Annotated in this window: 20 protein-coding genes; 8 read left to right on the forward strand and 12 right to left on the reverse strand. The window is 64.8% G+C overall.

Going from position 1 to position 20,445, the window contains the following annotated elements; translation table 11 throughout:
• Positions 1-17 precede the first annotated feature (17 nt).
• The 6 genes from MKI88_RS02435 to MKI88_RS02460 all read right to left on the reverse strand — a co-directional run bounded on the left by MKI88_RS02435 (position 18) and on the right by MKI88_RS02460 (position 6,801).
• Positions 18-608, reverse strand: coding sequence for an NADPH-dependent FMN reductase (locus MKI88_RS02435; protein ID WP_241629239.1), 591 nt, complete (start codon positions 606-608; stop codon positions 18-20).
• Between the two features lie 3 nt (positions 609-611).
• Positions 612-1,349 carry a class I SAM-dependent methyltransferase gene (locus tag MKI88_RS02440; protein WP_241629241.1) on the reverse strand — a complete coding sequence of 246 codons (738 nt, stop codon included), beginning with the start codon at positions 1,347-1,349 and terminating at the stop codon, positions 612-614.
• A 57-nt stretch (positions 1,350-1,406) separates the two neighbouring features.
• Positions 1,407-2,696, reverse strand: a complete 1,290-nt coding sequence (locus MKI88_RS02445; protein ID WP_241629243.1) for an adenylosuccinate synthase — start codon at positions 2,694-2,696, stop codon at positions 1,407-1,409.
• 63 nt (positions 2,697-2,759) lie between these two features.
• Positions 2,760-3,869 (reverse strand): ATP phosphoribosyltransferase regulatory subunit, encoded by a 1,110-nt coding sequence (locus MKI88_RS02450; RefSeq protein ID WP_241629246.1) that lies wholly within the window; start codon positions 3,867-3,869, stop codon positions 2,760-2,762.
• 85 nt (positions 3,870-3,954) lie between these two features.
• Positions 3,955-5,541, reverse strand: coding sequence for a phosphoglycerate dehydrogenase (gene serA / locus MKI88_RS02455; RefSeq protein ID WP_241629248.1), 1,587 nt, complete (start codon positions 5,539-5,541; stop codon positions 3,955-3,957).
• 99 nt (positions 5,542-5,640) lie between these two features.
• Entirely contained in the window at positions 5,641-6,801 is a 1,161-nt protein-coding gene (locus tag MKI88_RS02460) for a phosphoserine transaminase (RefSeq protein ID WP_241629250.1), read from the reverse strand.
• 172 nt (positions 6,802-6,973) lie between these two features.
• On the opposite strand from MKI88_RS02460, the gene MKI88_RS02465 reads away from it, so the two are divergent.
• Together MKI88_RS02465 and MKI88_RS02470 are read left to right on the forward strand one after the other, a co-directional pair.
• The gene (locus tag MKI88_RS02465) at positions 6,974-7,645 is read left to right on the forward strand and encodes an extensin family protein (RefSeq protein ID WP_241629252.1); all 672 of its coding nucleotides are present in this window, start codon (positions 6,974-6,976) and stop codon (positions 7,643-7,645) included.
• Positions 7,646-7,686: 41 nt separating this feature from the next.
• Positions 7,687-8,571 (forward strand): TIGR00730 family Rossman fold protein, encoded by an 885-nt coding sequence (locus MKI88_RS02470; protein WP_241629255.1) that lies wholly within the window; start codon positions 7,687-7,689, stop codon positions 8,569-8,571.
• Here the strand turns inward: MKI88_RS02470 and MKI88_RS02475 are convergent.
• Both MKI88_RS02475 and MKI88_RS02480 read right to left on the reverse strand, forming a co-directional pair.
• Entirely contained in the window at positions 8,535-9,170 is a 636-nt protein-coding gene (locus MKI88_RS02475) for a GNAT family N-acetyltransferase (RefSeq protein WP_241629257.1), read from the reverse strand. The genes MKI88_RS02470 and MKI88_RS02475 overlap by 37 nt on opposite strands.
• Positions 9,170-9,787 (reverse strand): cytochrome c family protein, encoded by a 618-nt coding sequence (locus tag MKI88_RS02480; RefSeq protein WP_241629259.1) that lies wholly within the window; start codon positions 9,785-9,787, stop codon positions 9,170-9,172. Before MKI88_RS02480 ends, MKI88_RS02475 begins: the two co-directional genes overlap by 1 nt.
• Positions 9,788-9,902: 115 nt before the next feature.
• On the opposite strand from MKI88_RS02480, the gene MKI88_RS02485 reads away from it, so the two are divergent.
• Complete coding sequence (locus MKI88_RS02485) at positions 9,903-10,799, forward strand: prephenate dehydratase (protein WP_241629261.1); 897 nt, start codon at positions 9,903-9,905, stop codon at positions 10,797-10,799.
• Here MKI88_RS02485 and MKI88_RS02490 read toward each other — a convergent pair.
• On the reverse strand, positions 10,796-11,641 hold the full coding sequence (locus MKI88_RS02490; RefSeq protein WP_241629263.1) for a S1/P1 nuclease: 846 nt from the start codon (positions 11,639-11,641) through the stop codon (positions 10,796-10,798). The genes MKI88_RS02485 and MKI88_RS02490 overlap by 4 nt on opposite strands.
• Before the next feature lie 2 nt (positions 11,642-11,643).
• Positions 11,644-12,591, reverse strand: a complete 948-nt coding sequence (locus MKI88_RS02495; RefSeq protein ID WP_241629265.1) for an isoaspartyl peptidase/L-asparaginase family protein — start codon at positions 12,589-12,591, stop codon at positions 11,644-11,646.
• Between the two features lie 280 nt (positions 12,592-12,871).
• Between MKI88_RS02495 and MKI88_RS02500 the strand changes: the two genes are divergently transcribed.
• Positions 12,872-14,500 (forward strand): MFS transporter, encoded by a 1,629-nt coding sequence (locus MKI88_RS02500; RefSeq protein WP_241629268.1) that lies wholly within the window; start codon positions 12,872-12,874, stop codon positions 14,498-14,500.
• On the opposite strand, the gene MKI88_RS02505 is transcribed toward MKI88_RS02500, so the two are convergent.
• Together MKI88_RS02505 and MKI88_RS02510 are read right to left on the reverse strand one after the other, a co-directional pair.
• Complete coding sequence (locus MKI88_RS02505) at positions 14,465-15,649, reverse strand: acyltransferase family protein (RefSeq protein WP_241629271.1); 1,185 nt, start codon at positions 15,647-15,649, stop codon at positions 14,465-14,467. The two genes, MKI88_RS02500 and MKI88_RS02505, sit on opposite strands and share 36 nt — an antisense overlap.
• Positions 15,650-15,707: 58 nt before the next feature.
• The gene (locus tag MKI88_RS02510) at positions 15,708-16,892 is read right to left on the reverse strand and encodes an acyltransferase family protein (protein ID WP_241629273.1); all 1,185 of its coding nucleotides are present in this window, start codon (positions 16,890-16,892) and stop codon (positions 15,708-15,710) included.
• Positions 16,893-16,969: 77 nt separating this feature from the next.
• Between MKI88_RS02510 and ispG the strand changes: the two genes are divergently transcribed.
• Genes ispG through MKI88_RS02530 form a run of 4 tightly spaced genes read left to right on the forward strand, consistent with a single transcriptional unit; the run spans position 16,970 to position 20,398 of the window.
• Complete coding sequence (gene ispG, locus MKI88_RS02515) at positions 16,970-18,094, forward strand: flavodoxin-dependent (E)-4-hydroxy-3-methylbut-2-enyl-diphosphate synthase (RefSeq protein ID WP_241629276.1); 1,125 nt, start codon at positions 16,970-16,972, stop codon at positions 18,092-18,094.
• Positions 18,091-18,984, forward strand: a complete 894-nt coding sequence (locus tag MKI88_RS02520) for a DMT family transporter (RefSeq protein ID WP_241629278.1) — start codon at positions 18,091-18,093, stop codon at positions 18,982-18,984. Before ispG ends, MKI88_RS02520 begins: the two co-directional genes overlap by 4 nt.
• Complete coding sequence (locus MKI88_RS02525) at positions 18,981-19,922, forward strand: hypothetical protein (protein WP_241629280.1); 942 nt, start codon at positions 18,981-18,983, stop codon at positions 19,920-19,922. Before MKI88_RS02520 ends, MKI88_RS02525 begins: the two co-directional genes overlap by 4 nt.
• Complete coding sequence (locus MKI88_RS02530; RefSeq protein WP_241629282.1) at positions 19,919-20,398, forward strand: GNAT family N-acetyltransferase; 480 nt, start codon at positions 19,919-19,921, stop codon at positions 20,396-20,398. The genes MKI88_RS02525 and MKI88_RS02530 overlap by 4 nt, the downstream gene beginning before the upstream one ends.
• The last annotated feature ends 47 nt before the right edge of the window (positions 20,399-20,445 follow it).

A 20,445-nucleotide genomic window follows, 5' to 3' on the forward strand; every position in this document is an offset into this window, starting at 1 on the left:
GCCGCCTTTTTCGTATGTCAGTAAGGTGGTGCCTTTAAGGCGCGCTGCGCCTTTGCCGCCTCCGCCCACCATGCGAGATCTTCGGCGAATTTCACGAAGTTGCGCTCCAGCCGGGCGCCCGCATCGCCCGTCGGCATACCCTCCGGATCGAGCGCCTGGCCGATCTGGCCGACCGGGAAAATGCTCGAAATCGTAGGCATTCCCATTTCCGCGAGCGTGACGCGCCAGTTCATCATCGCGCGTACCCCGCCGAAGATACCCCGGGAGTAGCAGGCGATGGCCGCCGGCCGCCAGAACCACTCCTCGAGGAAATGATCGGTCAGGTTTTTGAGGCCGGGCTGAACGCCGTTATTATACTCGCCGGCGATGAAGACGAAGGCGTCCGCGGTGCGGATCGTCTCGGCCGCACGCTCCATATTCTCGGGCGCCTCACCCTTGGCGTGCTCCTTGTACATCCGATCGAGCATCGGCAGGCCCACGGCCTTGGCGTCGATGAGCATTGGCCTGTCGCCGCGGGCTTCGAAACGCGACAGGAGGAACTGCGCAAGCCTGATCCCCAGTCGGTCGCGTCGGTATGATCCGTACAGCAATACGATGTCGAGCGGCATGATTCAGCTCCTTCGTTCGGCGACGAGCGTTCCCTTGGTGCCGTTTCTGACGAGGTGAAAGCCGAAATTCGGCCAGCGCCGCTTCCAGCGTGCCGCGATCACGCGCTCGCCCGGTCGCACACCATCATCGAGCATGACCAACCCGCCAACCGGGATGCGATCGAACAGGCACTCGGCCGAGCCTCGGACAAAGGGATGAATTGTCCAGGGCGGACCATCGATGACAAGCATGTCGATCCGTTCGGGCAGCGCGTCGATGTCATACCAGTAGCCGGGCCAGTCGCCCGGCGCCGGGATCAGCGCGGCCACGCGCAGATCGGCGGAAAGTCCATGCTCGGCGAGCCAACCGCGCGTCGCTGCGACGAAATCGCCGTGCTGATCGAAGCTGGTGAGCCGTCCGCCGCCGTGCAGTTGCAGCGCGCGTGCGGTGACGAGACTTGTGGCGCCGGCGCCCAGCTCGACGACCATTTGCGGCCGCAGTGCCTCGATCTTGTCGACGATCAAATGCAGCAGCGCGGTATCCGCCTTCCAGCTTCCGAGATTGGGCAGCGCATCATGGGGCAGTGCGAGACGATCGAGCAGTGCGCGCTTCTCCGCCTTGGTACCACCCGACAGACTCCGCAACAGCCACGGCCAGCCGATCGCACCAAAGGCGAGGATATGCGCCCAGTCCGAAAACGACGTCACCATCCTGTGCGTCGGCGCGCGCGGCAGTAATTGTGTGACGTCGCGCGAGGTCATGTCGCGATTCTGGCGCGACGGGTGCCGTAAGGCAAGCTTACGGCACTTCATCCCGCCTCAGTCGGCGAACGGATCGCGGACTAGGATGGTGTCCTCGCGCTCGGGACTGGTCGAGACCAGCGCCACAGGGCATTGGATAAGTTCCTCGACGCGGCGGATATATTTGATCGCCTGGGCTGGAAGCTGCGCCCAGCTGCGCGCCCCCGCGGTCGATTCGGACCAGCCCTCGATCTCTTCATAGATCGGTTCGATCGCGGCCTGATCGGCGGCATTGGCGGGATAGTGGTGGATGACCTCGCCGCGCAGCTTGTAGCCTGTGCAGATCTTTACGGTCTCGAAGCCGTCGAGCACGTCGAGCTTGGTGAGCGCGATGCCGGTGACGCCCGAAACCGCGACCGACTGGCGCACCAGCACCGAATCGAACCAGCCACAGCGCCGCTTGCGTCCTGTGACCGTGCCGAATTCATGGCCGCGCTCGCCGAGCCGCTCTCCCGTTTCGTCCTCAAGTTCGGTGGGGAAGGGGCCGGAGCCGACGCGCGTCGTATAGGCCTTTGCAATGCCGAGCACGAAGCCGACCGCTCCGGGGCCGAGGCCCGAGCCGCCCGCCGCGGTGCCCGCGATGGTGTTGGACGAGGTGACGAAGGGATAGGTGCCGTGATCGATGTCGAGCAGCACGCCTTGTGCGCCCTCGAACAGGATGCGCTTGCCCGCCTTGCGCGCCTCGTTGAGCATCAGCCAGACAGGCTTGGCGAACTGGAGCACGAAATCGGCGATCTCGCGCAGGTCCGCGAGCAGGCGTTCGCGGTCGATCGGCGGCTCGCCAAAGCCCGCGCGCAGCGCATCGTGATGCGCGGTCAAACGGTCGATCTGCGGACCCAGTTCGCCCAGATGCGCAAGGTCGCACACGCGGATCGCGCGGCGGCCGACCTTGTCCTCATAGGCCGGGCCAATGCCGCGGCGCGTGGTGCCGATCTTGCCCGCGCCCGACGCATCCTCGCGCAGCGCGTCGAGATCGCGGTGGAAGGGCAGGATCAGCGTGCAATTGTCGGCGATGTGCAATGTCGCCGGCGTGATCGAAACGCCCTGGCCCGTCAGCTTCTCGGCCTCGGCCTTGAGCGCCCAGGGATCGAGCACCACGCCATTGCCGATCACGCTCGGCGTGCCGCGCACGATGCCCGAGGGGAGGAGCGAGAGCTTATAGACATTGTCGCCGATGACGAGCGTGTGGCCCGCATTGTGGCCGCCCTGAAAGCGTACGACCATGTCGGCGCGTTCGGCGAGCCAGTCGACGATCTTGCCCTTGCCCTCATCGCCCCACTGGGCGCCGATCACTGCTACGTTAGCCAAGGTTTCAGCCTTCCTGGATTGTTACGCGCGACCCCTAGTCGCCCAAGCCGATTCGGTCCACCTTCAGGCGGGAACCGGCGCTCCGTCTTTAAGTATGTGCGAGCAGATCTGGGCTGCGGGCGTATCGTCTGCCGTGAGCGCCGCGACGGTCACCCAGCCTTCTGCACGCATCTTTGCTGCGATCGCGGGATCCGTGTCCATCGGGACGAACAGCCGCTTGCGCTGGTGCGGAGTCAGGCCGGCGTCGACCAGCGGGTCGCAATAGATCGAAAAGCCGATTGCGGGTTCCTCACGACCGTCTTCATGGACGATGGTGTAGGAGCCGCCGCGTCCGATCTCGCCGCTCACCCCTTCTGCAAACAGCGAGAAGCCGAACCAGCTCTGATATTCGAAGCCGTGGCGCTCGGTGGGATCCAGCGTCAGCGCGACCCCGGCGCCCAGCGGTGCGGCGATCGCCTCGAGCGCGTCGAGCCGCGAGGCAATCGCACCGCCAGCGAATCCGCGCAATCGCCTGATCGCCGCTTCAAACGGGCCGGCAGCCTCGACCAGCGGAAGAAACGCCTCCGCGCCAGCCGCGGAAAGCCCGCCGGCATCCTTGGCGTCTAGCAGTGCCCGGATCGCCGGCACACGCACAGGATCGGCGGCGAGCGGGCCTTGCGCCAGTGTTTCGACCAGATTGGGCAGCGTAAAATCGACCGTAATGCCGCTGACGCCCGCGGCGCCCAAAGCCTCGATCGCGACCGAGACGATCTCGCGTGCGGCGGCGACGCTGTCGAGCCCGATGAGTTCTGCGCCGACCTGCATCATTTCGCGCTCGGGGCGGAGCTGCGTTGCCTTGAGCTTGAGCACCGAGCCGCCATAGGCGAGGCGGACGGGGCGCGGATGGTGCGCCATGCGCGTCGCAGCGATTCGGCCAACCTGCGCGGTGATGTCGGGGCGCACCGCCATGGTCCGTTGCGAGACGGGATCCACGAAGCGCAGAAGATCCTGCGCGCGCGTCGATTTCAGGCGCCCGACGAGACCTGCCTCGAACTCGGCAAGCGGGGGTGAGACGCGCTCATAGCCATGCGCAGCGGCGGTATCGAGCACGCGGCGGACAAGACGCGCGATCGCCTCGGCTTCGGGAGGAAGCCGATCGCGGAAACCTTCGGGAAGCAGGCCGGGCGGAATCATGACGCCTCCTTAGCAAGCTTGCGTTCGATTGAAATGCCGATTGGCATCAGGCCCTCTCCCCGAAGGGAGAGGGTGATGGCTTGGATCAGAACTTGAGCGCCTTGACCTTGTTGACGCCGGGCAGATTGCAGACGTTCCAAAGGACGGGCTCGGGCACGGGGCCGTCGACCGAGAGCAGCAGCGCTGCCTCGCCGCCCGGGCCATGCGAACGGCGGCCAAGATGGAAGGTGGCGATGTTGACGCCGGCCTCGCCCAGCGTCGAGCCGATACGGCCGATGAAGCCCGGTGCGTCCTGATTGACGACATAGAGCATCTCGCCGTCGAGATCGGCCTCGATCTTGATGCCGAACAGTTCGACGAGGCGCGGTTCGGAATTGCTGAACAAGGTTCCTGCGACCGATCGCTCGCTGCCGTCCTCGAGCTTGATCGTGACGCGCAGCAGCGTGTGGTAATCCGCCTCGCGGTCATGGCGCACCTCGCGGACATCGAGCCCGCGTTCCTTCGCGAGGAAGGGCGCGTTGACCATGTTCACCGTATCCGAATAGACGCGCATCAGCCCCGCGAGCACCGCAGCGATGATCGGCTTGGCGTTGAGCTCGGCCGCCGCACCCTCGGTCTCGATCGAGACGCCGCGGATATGATCGCCCTCGAGTTGCCCCACCAGACCACCGAGCTTTTCGGCGAGCGCCATATAGGGCCGCAGCTTGGGCGCTTCCTCAGCGGACAGCGAGGGTACGTTGAGCGCGTTGGTGATCCCACCCGAGACCAGATAGTCCGCCATCTGCTCGGCGACCTGAATCGCCACATTGACCTGCGCTTCGGATGTCGACGCGCCGAGGTGCGGGGTCGAGATGAAGTTGGGGGTGCCGAAGAGCGGGCTCGCATTGGCGGGCTCTTCGACGAACACGTCGAGCGCCGCGCCCGCGACATGCCCCGAATCGAGCGCCGCCTTGAGCGCCGCTTCATCAATCAGCCCGCCGCGTGCGCAGTTGATGATCCGCACGCCCTGCTTCGTCTTTGCAAGGTTCTCGGCCGAGAGGATGTTGCGCGTCTGGTCGGTCAGCGGCGTGTGCAGCGTGATGAAATCGGCACGCGCGAGCAGATCGTCGAGCGCGACCTTCTCGATGCCCATTTCGACCGCGCGTTCGGGGGTCAGGAAGGGATCATAGGCGACGACCTTCATCTTCAGTCCGAGCGCGCGATCGGCGACGATCGAGCCGATATTGCCCGCGCCGATGAGGCCGAGCGTCTTGTTGGTCAGCTCGACGCCCATGAAGCGGTTCTTTTCCCACTTGCCCGCCTGCGTCGAGGCGTCGGCCTCGGGAAGCTGGCGCGCCAGCGCGAACATCAGCGCGATCGCGTGCTCGGCAGTGGTGATCGAGTTGCCGAAGGGGGTGTTCATGACGACGACGCCCTTGGCCGAGGCCGCGGGGATATCGACATTGTCGACGCCAATGCCGGCGCGGCCGACGACCTTCAGGTTGGTCGCGGCGTCGAGAATTTCCCTTGTGACCTTGGTCGCCGAACGGATTGCGAGACCATCATACTGGTCGATGATCGCGATCAGCTCTTCCTTGGTCTTGCCGGTAATTTCGTCGACCTCGACCCCGCGCGCACGGAAGATCTCGGCGGCCTTGGGATCCATTTTGTCCGAAATGAGAACTTTGGGCATTGGTGTTTCCTTGATGCGGAGTGCCCCGGCGAAGGCCGGGGCCCAGAGTCATTCATGAAGGGTCTGGACCCCGGCCTTCGCCGGGGTACACGCGGAAATTCAGGCGGCGCGTACTTGCTGCCAGGCCCAGTCGAGCCAGGGACCGAGCGCCTCGATATCCTTCGTGTCGACGGTCGCGCCGCACCAGATGCGAAGCCCCGGAGGTGCATCGCGATAGCCCGCAATGTCATACGCCGCGTGCTCGGCCTCGAGCAGCGAGGCGATCTTCTTGACGAGCGCCAGCCTGGCGTCGTCATCAAGACCCTCAACGGCCTGGTCGGCGAACTTGAGGCAGACCGAGGTGTTCGAGCGAACGGCGGGATCGGTCGCGAGGTGATCGAGCCAGTCATAGCGATCGACGATCGCGTCGAGTGCTTTGGCATTGGCCTGCGAGCGCGCCTTCAATGCGTCGAGTCCGCCAATCTCCTTCGCCCATTCGAGCGCGAAGATATAATCCTCGACCGCGAGCATCGAGGGGGTGTTGATCGTCTCGCCCTTGAAGATGCCCTCGATCAGCTTGCCGCCCTTGGTCATGCGGAAGATCTTGGGGAGCGGCCATGCGGGCGTGTAGCTTTCAAGCCGCTCGACCGCGCGGGGGCCGAGGATCAGCACGCCGTGCGCGCCTTCGCCGCCCATCACCTTTTGCCAGGAGAAGGTGACGACATCGAGCTTGTCCCATGGCATGTCCATCGCGAACACTGCCGAGGTCGAATCGGCGATCGTCAGGCCCTTGCGGTCGTCCCTGATCCAGTCGCCATCGGGCACGCGCACGCCCGAGGTCGTGCCGTTCCAGGTGAAGACGATGTCACTGTCCTGATCGAGCGCGGTGAGATCGGGAAGTTCGCCATAGGGCGCCTTGACCACCTTGGCGTCGAGTTTGAGCTGCTTGACGACATCGGTGACCCAACCCTCACCGAAACTTTCCCAGGCAACCATCGTTGCGGGCCGCGCGCCGAGCATCGACCACAGCACCATCTCGACCGCACCGGTGTCCGATGCGGGAACGATGCCGATACGGTGCGTGTCGGGAACGCCGAGGATCTCGCGCGTCAGGTTGATCGCGTGTTCGAGGCGCGCCTTGCCCAGCTTGGAGCGGTGCGAACGGCCAAGCGATCCGGTGGCGAGTCTTTCGGGAGCCCAGCCCGGCGGCTTTGCGCAGGGGCCGGAGGAAAAGTGAGGACGCGCAGGCTTTGTGCCCGGGCGGGGTAACGCATCAGTCATTTCAGTCTCTCCTTGCAGAGAGCACGCGCGGCGTTGGGACCGCGTGGCCCGCCGCCGCTCCTAGAGACGCGCGCGCCCCTGTCAACCTGATTGTCGGCGAGCAGCGCAAGAAAACGTCCGTGCCGCATCGTTCCGGGGTTCCATTTTTCGCTGATTTCGGGGAGAAAGGCGCATGTTCGTGCGTCGGGGGTTTCGCGTCCTTTGGGCTCCGTTGATCGCGTCGGTGATGCTTGCCGGCTGCGGAGGAGGCGAGCGCGCGCGAATCCCCGAGAAGAAACCCGTCGCCGAGCGTCCACGCATCAGCGAGCGCGAACTGCGACAGTGCATGGCCGATCTGCGCGCGGCGGACGTCCGCTATGATCCCTTGCCCGACCGCAGCTTCGATGGCGGCTGTTCGGCGATCGCTTCGGTCAAGCTGCTTGATGTCGGGGTGCCCGTCGCCAATCTCGGCGCGATGCAGTGCCCGCTCGCGCGAACCTTCGCGCAATGGGCCTATTATGCCGCGATGCCCGCGGCGCGGAAATTCCTCGGCAGCGAACTGGTGAAGATCGAGACGATGGGCAGCTATGCCTGCCGCAACGTCAACGGCAACGCATATTCGAGCGGCCGGCTTTCGGAGCACGCCTTCGCCAATGCGGTCGACGTTGCTGCCTTCCTTCTCGCGGACGGGCGGCGCGTGACCGTCACCAGCGGGTGGAACGGTTCATCGGACGAAAGGGCATTCCTGCGCGCGCTTCACCAGTCCGCGTGCAAGCGCTTCCAGACCGTGCTCGGCCCCGATTACAACCGCGCGCATTACGACCATCTGCATTTCGACATGGGGCGCGGTCCCTATTGCCGATGAAGGACTTGGGGCTTTCACGATAAACCGCTAAAGCCCCGGCAATGACTACAGAACCGATCGTACCAAGCCGCGTCTTTCCCAAAGCCAGACAGGACGCCGAGACCGCCAAGCACGGCGTGTCCACCCCGCAGACCGAGCATCCCGCCTATCGGCTCGCCTTTCAGGACATCGATTTCCTGCTGCGCGAGGATCTGCGCCCCGTGCGCTTCCAGCTCGAATTGCTGAAACCCGAACTGCTGCTCGAAGAAGCGCGGATCGGTTCGATGATGGTGTTCTACGGCTCGGCGCGGATTCCCGAGCCGTCCAAGGCGCAGGCGCTGCTCGATCTCGCGACCGACGAGCAGAGCCGCCGCATCGCCCAGCGACTGATCGCCAAGTCCAGATATTACGACGTCGCGCGCGATCTCGCCCGTCTGGCGAGCGAGTGCCCGCGTGACATGGACGGCAAGCGCCACTTCGTCGTCTGTTCGGGCGGCGGCCCCTCTATCATGGAAGCGGCCAATCGCGGCGCGGTCGATGTCGGCGCGGATACTGTCGGGCTCAACATCGTGCTGCCACACGAACAGGCGCCCAACGAATATGTGACGCCGTCGCTCAGCTTCCAGTTCCACTATTTCGCGCTCCGCAAGATGCACTTCCTGCTGCGCGCGCGCGCCGTCGCGGTTTTCCCCGGTGGCTTCGGCACTTTCGACGAAATGTTCGAACTGCTGACGCTGATCCAGACGGGCAAGATCAAGCCGATGCCCGTGCTGCTCTTCGGTCGCGAATTCTGGGAACGCGTCGTCAATTTCGAGGCGCTGGTCGAGGAGGGAGTGATCTCGCCGCACGATCTCGACCTCTTCCACTTCGTCGAGACCGCCGAGGAGGCCTGGGCGATCGTGCGCGATTTCTATTCGGTGCCCGACTGCGCCGATCTGGCGATCTGAAGCGCCTTCATCCAGAATTGCATCGGCTTTTCGGTTTCGGCCGAATCGCCGATGTCGCGCCAGTTGAACCGCGCGATGAGGCCATCCACCTTCGAATAGCCCCGCTTCGACCAGAAGGCGTCGAGCGGGGTGTAGTCGCCGGGCCGTGCAGGGTGATCTTTGGGCCGGATGACCGCGCAGAAGGCGGCGTGCCGGCGTCCAAGTGCACGGCCGCGCGTCTCGCGGGCCTCGAAGAACGCATGGCCGAGTCCCTGGCCGCGATATTCGCGAAGCAGCACCGACTCGCCGAAATAATAGACCGATGACAGCGGGATGCCGCGCTCGGCAAAGGGCGCGGCAAAATCTTCGGCATGGTCTTCCATGGGGGCGGCAGTGGTGACGCCGACGAGTCGGTCGCCATCAAAAGCGCCCATCACGAGCGCAGCCGTGCTTGCCACATAGGGCTTCAGATATTCCGCCTCATAGGCGGGGTCGCCCTCATAAAGATATGGGAAATCGCGGAACACCGCGATTCGGAGCGCGCCGATCTCCGGAAGGCGGCGGGTGAGCGAATCACCCGCCAGTATCTCGGTGCGGACGCCGGCGCCCGCCCGCAGCATCAGTGCGCGGCAGGTGCCGCGGCATTTTCCGCCGGCGCGGCAGCGTTCGCCGCGGGGGCTGCTGCGGTGTCGGCCGCGGCCGGCGCTGCGCCAGCGGCGGGAAGCGGCAGGTTGGAGCCCTGGCTGTTGAGGTACACGATCAGGTTCGCGCGGTCTTCGGGCTTCGAGAGACCGGCAAAGGTCATCTTGGTGCCGGGCGCATATTTGCGCGGGCTGGCCAGCCACTTGTCCATGCCAGCGAAATCCCAGTTGCCCGCAACGCCCTTGAGCGCGTCGGAATAGGCAAAGCCCGCGACATGGCCGTGCGGCTTTCCGAGCGCGCCCCAGAGATTGGGGCCGATGCCGTTGGCGCCGCCCTGGTTGATCGTGTGGCACGCGGTGCACTTCTTGAAGACTTCCGCGCCCTTGGCCGCGTCGGCGGTGGGAAGCAGCGTCGCGATATCGACCGCAGCGGCGCCAGCGGCGCCGCCGGCCGCGGGATCGGCGTCAGCGACTTCATATCCCGGCTTCTCGGGCGCGTGGCCCTTGAAATACATGCCGCTTGCAATGGATCCGCCAAGCGCGACGATGCCCGCCGCAAGTACCCATCCCGCAATCGTGTTGAACCGGTCGTCCATCGAAATCCCTCTGCTCACCCGGGCATTAATTCGCGGCACCCTTTATCGGGGCATCGCGCAGACCGCAAGCCGCGCCTTGCCGTTCTGCGTCATTGTCCCTAAGCGCACTGCGCCCATGGAAAATTATCCCGCCCCCGCCCGCCGCCTTGTCGAACAGATGGCCGAAGCCGCCGCGGCCGATCCCGCGCGCGCTGTGGCGTTTCAGGGGGCTCCGGGCGCCAATTCGCACATTGCGGCGATAGAGCACTTCCCCGACGGGTTGCCCTTGCCCTGCTTCTCGTTTGAGGACGCGATCGACGCGGTGCGCGAACGGCGCGCGGGCTGCGCGATGATCCCGATCGAAAATTCGCTGCACGGCCGCGTTGCCGACATCCACTTCCTGCTGCCCGAATCGGGGCTGGTGATCACCGGCGAGCATTTTCTGCCGATCCACTACAGCCTGATGGCGTCGGGACCGATCGAGGGCGTGCGCGAGGCGACGAGCCATCCGCAGGCGCTCGGCCAGTGTCGCAAATGGCTGCGCGCGCGGGGGATTACATCGGTCGCCTATGCCGACACCGCGGGGGCTGCCGCGCTCGTCGCCGAACTGGGCGATCCCAGGGTCGCCGCGATTGCGCCGCCGCGTTCTGCTGCGCTCTATGGCCTGCAGACACTTGCCGAGGGGCTGGCGGATTCGGACGACAACACCACGCGCTTCGTGGTGCTTGCGCGCGAGGGTGTGACGCCCGCGCCCAACGGTCCCGTGATGACGACCTTCATCTTCGAGGTGAAGAACGTACCCGCCGCGCTCTACAAAGCGATGGGCGGCTTTGCGACCAACGGGGTCAACATGACCAAGCTCGAAAGCTACCAGCGCGGCGCGAGCTTCGCGGCGACCGAATTTTACGCCGATATCGAGGGCGCGCCCGGCGAGCCGGCGGTCGATCGCGCGCTCGAGGAGCTGCGTTTCCATACCAAATGGCTGCGGGTGCTCGGCACCTATCGCCAGGCGCGACCGCGCACCGTCGCCTAGCCGAGCGCCTCGTCTAGCAACCGTGCGAGTCTCATCCCGCCGCGCTCGACCTGCAACCTGACCGGCGCGATCAGCTTTTCGATTGTCGCATTGTCCAGCGTTACGCGGCCGGCGGGCACGGAGCCGCAGGGATCGCCCCCATAGGCGCTGGCATAGGTGCTGTCGCGCGCCACCTGCCAATTTTCGCGGCTCCAGTCCTCGACCGAGCCTCCACCCATCGCTGCTCGCTCCTCCGCATTGTAGACGCGAACCAGCGAAGGCGGCGTGGTGATTGCGCGCTCGGCCAGATAGCCGTCCCAGATCAGATGCAGATTCATCCGCTCGGTAACCGCGTCGCCATAGCCCGCCTTGACGCGATTGCCGCCAAGGTCGCCGCGATCGCCAGCGTGGAGCGGCATGTGGAGGTCGCCGACGAAATGCACGAGAAAGGCGAGCGCCATCACACGCTCACGCACCGGCACGCTGTTGTCCGCCAGCAGCGTGGCGTTGCGCTCGATCTGCGCCGAGACGCAGTTGCCGTCCTTGCACGCCGCCTTCAGGTCGAAGGGCTTGCACACGTCGACATTCTGGTAGTGCCATGAATAGGCGTAGTTGAAGCGCTCCTTGAGCGGCTTGATGCAATCCGCCCAATAGCTTGCCTGCTCGATCGTCGCGACGGGGCAAGTTGGGGTTTCGAGCAGCCGGCCCTGCTTCAGCAACGCGTCAATGGCCGCGCGCGTCTTCGGGCTCACCTGTCTGTATGCGATCGCGGCGACGGTCTCATGGCCAAAATCCCACCACGCAAGGGCAGGGGCGGGGGCAAGCAGCAGCGCGGCGACGGCCGCCAGCAGGATTTTGCGCAATGTCAGCCCTCGTCGCCGTAGATCGCGATCTTCTTCACGCCGTCGCTCGTCGCCTTGGCGCGGTACATGCCCGGAGTGTTGAACGACCAGTCGGCATTGCCGCCGGGGCCGGTGACGATCACGCCGCCCGTGCCGCCCAGCGTGCCCAGTTCGGCCAGCACCGCATCGGCCGCCTGTTTGGGCGTTTCGCCCTTGAGCCGCACGCGCGCGCAGATCTCGTGCGCGACGCCCAGGCGGATGAAATACTCGCCCGCGCCGGTTGCTGAGATCGCGCAGGCGCGGTCATCGGCATAGGTGCCCGCGCCGATCACGGGCGAATCGCCGATACGACCCCAGCGCTTGCCGGTAAGCCCACCCGTCGAGGTCGCGGCGGCGACATGGCCGTTGCCGTCGACGGCGACCGCACCGACCGTGCCATATTTCAGGTCGACATCGTACCAGCCGACCTTCTTTGCTTTCATCTCATCAAGCTGGCGCTTGCGTTCGGGGGTCGAGAACCAGCTGGGGTCGACCTGCGGCAGCCCCTGTTCGATCGAGAACTGGTCGGCGCCCTCGGCGCTCAAAAAGACGTGCGGGCTCTTTTCCATGACTGCGCGCGCCAGGCTGACCGGGTTTCGGGTACGCGTCGCGCGCGCCACCGCGCCCGCAGCGCGCGTGCGACCGTCCATGATCGCGGCGTCGAGTTCGTTGCGGCCTTCATAGGTGAACACTGCGCCGCGGCCCGCGTTGAAATTCGGATCGTCCTCGAGAACCTTCACGGCAGCCTCGACCGCGTCGAGCGAGGAACCGCCTTGCCCAAGCACCCTGGATCCCGCCTCGAGCGCCTGATCGAGTGCCTTGCGGATTTCCTTGTCCTGCTCATGCGTCAGGCGCTCGCGCTCAATGACGCCTGCGCCTCCATGGATGACGAGCGTCCATTTGGGGGCGGCTTGGGCGGCGCTGGATGACATCAAAACGGCTCCGAGAAAAAACAGGAAACGCATGGGGAGAACCTCCCGTTCGTGTTGGCCGTGCTCTTAGAGCACTTCCCGAAAAAGTGGGAACCGGTTTTTCGGTCGGGAAGTGCTCAAGATATTTGGTCGGGAGCCTTTCTGGTCCGGCAAGACGATTCCGGCTTCCCGGGAAAGGTTCTGCCAGAAAAGGGGGCGCCCTCAACACGCTATCGCCACGCGCATGTTACCGGCTATGTCGGAAATCAACGGCGGTAAAGACCGGGCAAGGGAGTGGCGAATGACGGGAGCGATCGAGGTCGAAGCAAGCAAGCCGCGCGGGCAGAGCGAGAGGCTGGTCATTCTCGCCTCGTCGCTCGGCACCGTATTCGAATGGTATGATTTTTACCTGTACGGGCTGCTTGCGACGATCATTTCGGCGCAGTTCTTCTCGGGTGTCAACGAGACGACGGGCTTCATCTTCGCGCTCGCCGCCTTTGCCGCGGGCTTCGCGGTCAGGCCCTTCGGCGCGCTCTTCTTCGGGCGGATCGGCGATCTTGTCGGCCGAAAGAACACCTTTCTGGTCACAATGGGGATCATGGGGCTTTCGACCTTCGTCGTTGGGCTGTTGCCCAGCTACGCCGCGATCGGGGTTGCAGCGCCGATCATGCTCGTGCTGCTGCGGCTCCTCCAGGGGCTGGCGCTCGGCGGCGAATATGGCGGAGCGGCCACCTATGTCGCTGAACATGCCCCCGCGAACCGGCGCGGCCTCTTCACCAGCTTCATCCAGACCACGGCGACGCTGGGGTTGTTCGCGGCGCTGCTGGTCGTGATTGGTACGCGCACATGGCTGGGAGAGGCCGCCTTTGCGGACTGGGGCTGGCGCATTCCCTTCCTGATTTCGGTGGTGCTGCTGGGCGTATCGCTGTGGATCAGGCTCCAGCTCGAGGAGAGCCCGGTTTTTCTCGCGATGAAGGAGGAAGGCAAGCAATCAAAGGCGCCGCTCACAGAAGCCTTTGCGCGCTGGGGCAATCTCAGGATCGTGCTGATCGCGCTGTTCGGCGCAGTGGCCGGACAGGCGGTGGTCTGGTATGCGGGGCAATTCTATGCGCTCTTCTTTCTGGAAAAGACGCTCAAGGTCGATGGCGCGACCGCCAATATCCTGATCGCGATCGCGCTGGCGATCGGTACTCCTGCCTTCATCTTCTTCGGCTGGCTGTCGGATCGCGTGGGCCGCAAGCCGATCATCCTCATCGGGTGCACGCTCGCGGCACTCACCTATTTTCCGCTGTTCGATGCACTTGCAAAGGCCGCCAATCCGGCACTCCATGCGGCGCAGCGAATGGCGCCAGCGATGGTGATCGCCGATCCTGACACGTGCTCATTCCAGTTCGACCCAATCGGGCGCAACAGGTTCGAAAGCTCGGGCTGTGACGTCGCCAAATCGTGGCTGGCGCGCGCCGGGGTCAGCTATGCCAACAGCGAGGCACCGGGCAGCGAGGCGCGCGTCGTCATCGGCGAGGAGTCGATCGCCTATGCCGGCGATCCCAGGGCATTCCGGCAGGAGCTGGACGGCGCGCTTGCGCGCGCGGGCTATCCCGCCAGCGCCGACAAGGATGCGATCAACAAGCCGCTGGTGGTGGCGATCCTCACCATCCTCGTGCTCTATGTGACGATGGTCTATGGCCCGATCGCGGCGCTGCTCGTGGAGCTGTTCCCGACGCGGATCCGCTATACGTCGATGTCGCTGCCCTATCATATCGGCAATGGCTGGTTTGGTGGTTTCCTGCCCACCACGGCCTTTGCGATGGTCGCCGCGACAGGGGATATCTATTACGGGCTGTGGTATCCCGTCGTCATCGCCGCGCTCACGGTGGCAATCGGCCTGCTACTTCTACCGGAGACCTTCCGGCGCGCGATCGACGAATGAGCGAGATCGGGGTGGTGGCCGGAACCCTTTGAGGCCGATCAGCAGCCGGAAACCGGGGATTGCGCGCCCGATCCGGTAGAAGATCCAGCATCCCGCGACCGTCGCGACGACCAGCAGTGCGAACTGTATCGATGGCGCAAGGTGCGCGGGGATCATCCACCAGCCGACAAGCACGATGATCGTCTGGTGGATGATGTAGAAGGGAAACACGGCTTCGGTCAGCATCGGGCGCGCGGGGTGGTCGCGATTGAGGAAACGGTCGGCCAGCCCGATCAGGGCGATGATGGTGCACCAGGCCTGGACGATCCGGGCGACCTCGATCGCCATGTCGAGCATCTCGGGACGCGAACTGCCAGCGGGCCCGTCGAACAGGATCGTAACGACCACGGCGTAGCTGAGGATCGCGAGGAGCCCGGCCGCCTTCCAATGGCTGCGGATCGCGCGCCAGAGCGTGTCGCTCTGCGCGAGGAGATAACCGAACAGGAAGATCGGGAAATAGGCGGCGTGCGCCCCCCAGTCGTCCACCAGCGCGTGCGTCTCGTCTGCACCGGGAAACAGCACGAATGCGCGCAGCGCAAGTAGCAGCAGGGGGACGATCAGGATACGTCTGCCCGACAGCAGCGATTCCGCGCCGTGCACGGCGGCGTTACGGACGCGCGCAGGTGCCAGCAGGATGAGCGCGAGCAGCATCGAATAGGCCCAGAGATAGACGACGAACCAGAGATGATTCCAGGTCGGCAGAATGATGCCGTGGAGCGCGCCGAGGCGGAAATAGTCCTGCATCCAGAAATATGTGAAGCCATGCGCATAGCCATGCTTGAACATCAGCTCCACCCACGCCTGGGGCGGTACGATAACCGTGACGCCGAAAATGAGCGGAACCAGCAAACGCGCGGTGCGCGATGCGGCGAAGCCGCCCGGGCCACTCAGCTTGGTCATCAGCTTGCAGCTCGCATAGCCCGAGACCGCGAAGAGCAGCGCGAGCCGCCAGGGATTGACCGCCATCATCGGCAGCGTCGCCCCGTCGATGGGGTGCGCGGTCTTCACATGCCAGTCCCAGGGCACGAAAAACATGCCGATATGGTATAAGATGAGCAGGCCGAAGGCGCCGATGCGCAGCCAGTCCACCCCGTAGTGCCGATCCGTCATCCCACCATGTCTATCCGGCTTGCGATTACGGAGCCAGCCGTCCTGGTTACCGAACCGCCTAGGTTGCGGATGCAATGATGGCCGGGCGAATCCGGGACCTGGCGTTCAGGCCGATCAGCGGGCGCACCACGCCTATCTGTGCGCCTATGGCGTAAAAGACGCCGCATGAAATAACCGTCCCCGCAAACATGAGGATGAACTGCGTCGTGTTCGACAGCCCCGAAGGCAGCAGCCACCATCCGATCACGACGATCATCGTCTGGTGGAGGATGTAGACGGGAAAGACCGCTTCGCTCAGGGGCGCGCGCCATCGTGCATCGCGGTTGAGCCATGTGTTGGCGGCGTGGAGCAGCACGAGCGTCATCGACCACATCATCGCCATCATGGCGGCGCGATCGAGCGCCATCATGTCGTGTGGCGGAATGGCCTTGCCGGGGTAAAGCGCCTCGACCCATGCGAGCACCGCATAGGCGGCGAAGGCAAGCACCAGCGAAGGCTTCCAAAGCCGGGCAATTGCGGGCCACAGCGCGGGAGTTCGTGCGAACCCGAAACCGAAAAGAAAGGCAGGGATATACATGGCATCGCCGGTCCAGTCGTCGAACAGGCCGTGCGCCTCGCTGACGGTGAAGGTCATCGCGACGCGGACGCAGATGAAGAAGGCCAGCGGTATCCAGAGCAGGCGCCACCCCTGCGCCAGCGTCTCGAACCGACGTGCGATCTCAGCGACCAACTGCGCGGGCAGCCATGCGACCGCGCCCGTCAGCAGCATGGTATAGGCCCAGAGATAGGCCACGAACCAGAGATGCTCCCATTCCGGAAGCGCGATGCCGTGCAGCGTGCCGAAGCGGAAATAATCGCTCAGCCAGAAATGCAGAAAAGGGCCGTCATGGAGCCCCAGAACCTTCAGCCTTATCCAGCTCTGCGGCGGGATGATGACCGCCATGGCAAAAGCGAGCGGCACCAGCAGACGGAGGCTGCGCATCCGCGCGAAGGCTCCGGGGCTGACAAGCTTGTCGAGCATGGCGTGCGAGGCATAGCCCGACACGACGAAGAGCAATGTGAGCCGCCACGGTGTCACGAACAGCATCGGATATGACACCCAGCCCACCGGCTCCGCGCTTTTCACCAGCCAGTTCCACGGCGAGAAATACAGGCCGATATGATACAGGATGAGCAGCAGGAAGGCGCCGATCCGCAGCCAATCGAGTCCGTAATGCCGGGAGATGCCGGCAGCCCTTGCCACGCCTATATTGCCTTCTATCGGTGAGCGCCCGTCGGCGCTATAAGCCGGGCCGGCTGATAATCGCAGAGTAGTTAAGAATGTCCGTTCGTCCCTGGCGCGATATCGCGCGCCGCCAGTCGCGTCAGATCATGGTGGGCAACGTCCCCGTCGGCGGTGATGCGCCCGTCAGCGTTCAAACGATGACCAATACGCTCACGTCCGACGCGAAGGCGACGATCGACCAGATCCGCCGCTGCGAGGATGCGGGCGTGGACATCATCCGCGTGTCGTGTCCCGACGAGCAATCGACCGCGGCGCTGAAGCAGATCGTGCGCGCGGCGCGCGTACCGATCGTCGCGGACATCCATTTCCACTACAAGCGCGCACTGGAGGCCGCCGACGCCGGCGCGGCCTGTCTGCGCATCAATCCGGGCAATATCGGCTCCGAAGCGCGCGTGAAGGAGGTTGTCGACGCGGCCAAGGCCAATGGCTGCGCGATCCGCATCGGCGTGAACGCGGGCAGCCTCGAAAAGGACCTGCTCGAAAAATATGGCGAGCCCTGCCCCGAGGCGCTGGTCGAAAGCGCGCTCGACCATATCAAGCTGCTCCAGGACCAGGACTTTCACGAATACAAGGTCGCGGTGAAGGCGTCCGACGTCTTCCTTGCAGTCTCGGCCTATATGGGGCTGGCCGAAGCCGTGGATTGTCCGCTGCATCTGGGCATCACCGAGGCGGGTGGGCTGATCGGCGGCACCGTGAAATCCGCGATCGGCATCGGCAATCTGCTCTGGGCGGGGATCGGCGACACGATCCGCGTCTCGCTCTCGGCTGAGCCCGAGGAAGAGGTGCGCGTCGGCTATGAGATCCTGAAATCGCTGGGTATCCGGTCGCGCGGCGTGCGCGTCGTATCATGCCCGAGTTGCGCGCGACAGGGCTTCGACGTGATCCGCACCGTCCAGGCGCTCGAAGAGCGCCTCCAGCACATTCACACGCCGCTTTCGCTTTCGGTACTCGGCTGCGTGGTCAACGGCCCCGGTGAGGCGCGGGAGACCGACATCGGCATCACCGGCGGCGGCAACGGGAAACACATGGTCTATCTGTCGGGCGTGACCGATCATCATGTGCAGGACGCCGACATGATCGAGCACATTGTCAGGCTCGTGGAGGCCAAGGCGGCCGAGATCGAGGCAGCGAACACCGACGCGACGCTTGCCGCCGAATGAAGCAAGCCTCTCCGGCAACCGCCTTCGGCGTGGCAACGCTTGGTATCGCCGTGTTCTCGGCGATGGACGCGATCATGAAGGGACTGTCGATCGAGATCGGCGCCTATAACGCGATGCTCTGGCGCTGCATTTTCGGGCTTGCGATCGGAGTTCCCATGTTCGTGCTGATGCGCAAGCGCTGGCCAGCACGGCCCGTGCTCGTGCTGCATTTCTGGCGCGGCGTAACCGCGGGCGGATCGGTGCTGCTGTTCTTCTGGGGGCTGGCGCGCGTGCCCATCGCGCAGGGTGTCGCGCTCAGCTTCGTCGCGCCGCTCGTAGCGCTTTTCCTTGCCGCCGTGGTGCTCAAGGAAAAGGTCGGGCGCGCCGCAATATCGGCCTCGGTGATCGCCTTTGCGGGCGTGCTCGTCATCCTTGCGGGGCAGGCAGAGGCGGATATGGGGCCTGATGCGTTTCGCGGCGCTATCGCGATACTGATCGCCGCGGTGCTCTATGCCTTCAACCTCGTCGTGGCGCGGCGCCAGTCGCTCGTCGCCGATCCGGTCGAGGTTGCGCTGTTCTTCAATATCGTCGCCGGTGCCCTCTACGCCTTCGCCGCACCATGGCTCGCGCTTGTTCCCAGCGCGGAGCAATTGCCGTTGCTCGCGGTCTCCGCGCTCTTCGCCTTCGTCTCGATGATGCTGCTCGCCTGGGCATATGCGCGCGCCGAGGCGCAATATCTTCTGCCCGTCGAGTATACCGCGTTCATCTGGGCGGCGCTGCTTGGCTGGTGGTTCTTCGACGAAAGCGTGTCCGCGCTCACCATCATCGGCGCGCTGATGATCGTGGCCGGGTGCCTGCTAGCGGCGCGCAAGCGCCCCGAACCCGTCACCCATGCGGAGGCCGCGTTATGATCGAGGAAATCAACTGGCACGTGAAACAGGCGCTCTACAAGCGGCTGTGCCGGCCGGTGCTGGCAACCCCGCCGATCCGGCCCGCCGATGACGGCGTGGTGCTGTTCTCCATGATGGGCTCCGCGGTGCTCATACCCTATCTGGTCGCGGTCAAGTCGCTCCACCATCATCTCGGGCGCGGGCGCGTCATGCTGCTCGATGACGGCACGCTCACGGCTGACGATCGGGCCATCCTCAAGGCGCATCTGGGCGATCCCGAAATCCTCTCGATCCATGATGTCGATGTCGGCCCATGCCCCAACGGCGGGACGTGGGAAAGGTTGCTGACCTTGCTCGATCTGAGCGCCGGCAACTACATGATCCAGCTCGATTCGGACACGGTGACGGTGGGGCCGGTGCCTGAACTGATCGAGGCGATCGATACCAATCGCAGCTTCACGCTGCTCGGCGAATCCGACATCGCGCCCGCGGTGCTTCCCGCGCCCGAATTCGTGCGCGAGAATTTCCCGCAGGGCACCGGAGCCGTTTCGCTGAGCGGGAGCCATGTCCAGCGCGCCACCGAGTCGGTGATGGATCGGCTCGCAATACCCGGGCTGGCATCGCCGCGCTATGTCCGCGGCTGCGCGGGCTTCGCTGGCTTTGCACGCGGCGGCGATCGGGGGCTGGCCACCCGTTTTTCGCAAGCCGCCGAAGCCGCCGTGGGGCGCTCGAAATGGTACCAATGGGGCAGCGAGCAGGTGGCGTCGAACTTTGTCGTCGCGAACGCGCCCGATCCGCTGCTGTTGCCCGCGGACCGTTACGTCAATCACTGGAACATGCCGCTTCCCGAGGATTCGCGGATGATCCATTTCATCGGCACCTATCGCTTTCACGGCATGGAATATCTCGCACGATCGCGCGCCGCGATCCGCGCGCTGAACGAAAGCGTCGCGGCATGAGTGTTGCCATTCGCGCTGCCACCCGCCCCGACCTGCCGGTCATTCACGGCTTCATCGTGGCGCTCGCGGAATATGAGAAGCTCGCGCATGAGGTCCGCGCCGACGCGGCCCTGCTTGAACGCAATCTCTTCGGGCCGCACCCCCATGCCGAGGTTCTGATCGCCGAGATCGACGATGCGCCTGTGGGATTTGCGCTGTTCTTCCACAATTTCTCGACCTTCGAGGGCAAGCCCGGCGTCTATCTCGAAGACCTCTTCGTTGCGCCCGAGGCGCGCGGGGCAGGGGCAGGGCGCGCTTTGCTCGCGCGACTTGCCGCGATAGCGATCGAGCGCGACTGTGCGCGTCTCGAATGGTCGGTGCTTGACTGGAACGCACCCGCGATCGGCTTTTATCGTGCGATCGGCGCGCGGGCGATGGATGAATGGACCGTCCAGCGGCTCGATGGCGACGCGCTCCGGGCGCTGGCCGCCCCGTGATCGTAAGGGCGATGGCGTCCTGACGTCATTCGCGCTTCCAGTCGGTG

The sequence above is a fragment of the Sphingomonas sp. LaA6.9 genome, from assembly GCF_022601895.1.
GTDB lineage: Bacteria > Pseudomonadota > Alphaproteobacteria > Sphingomonadales > Sphingomonadaceae > Sphingobium_A.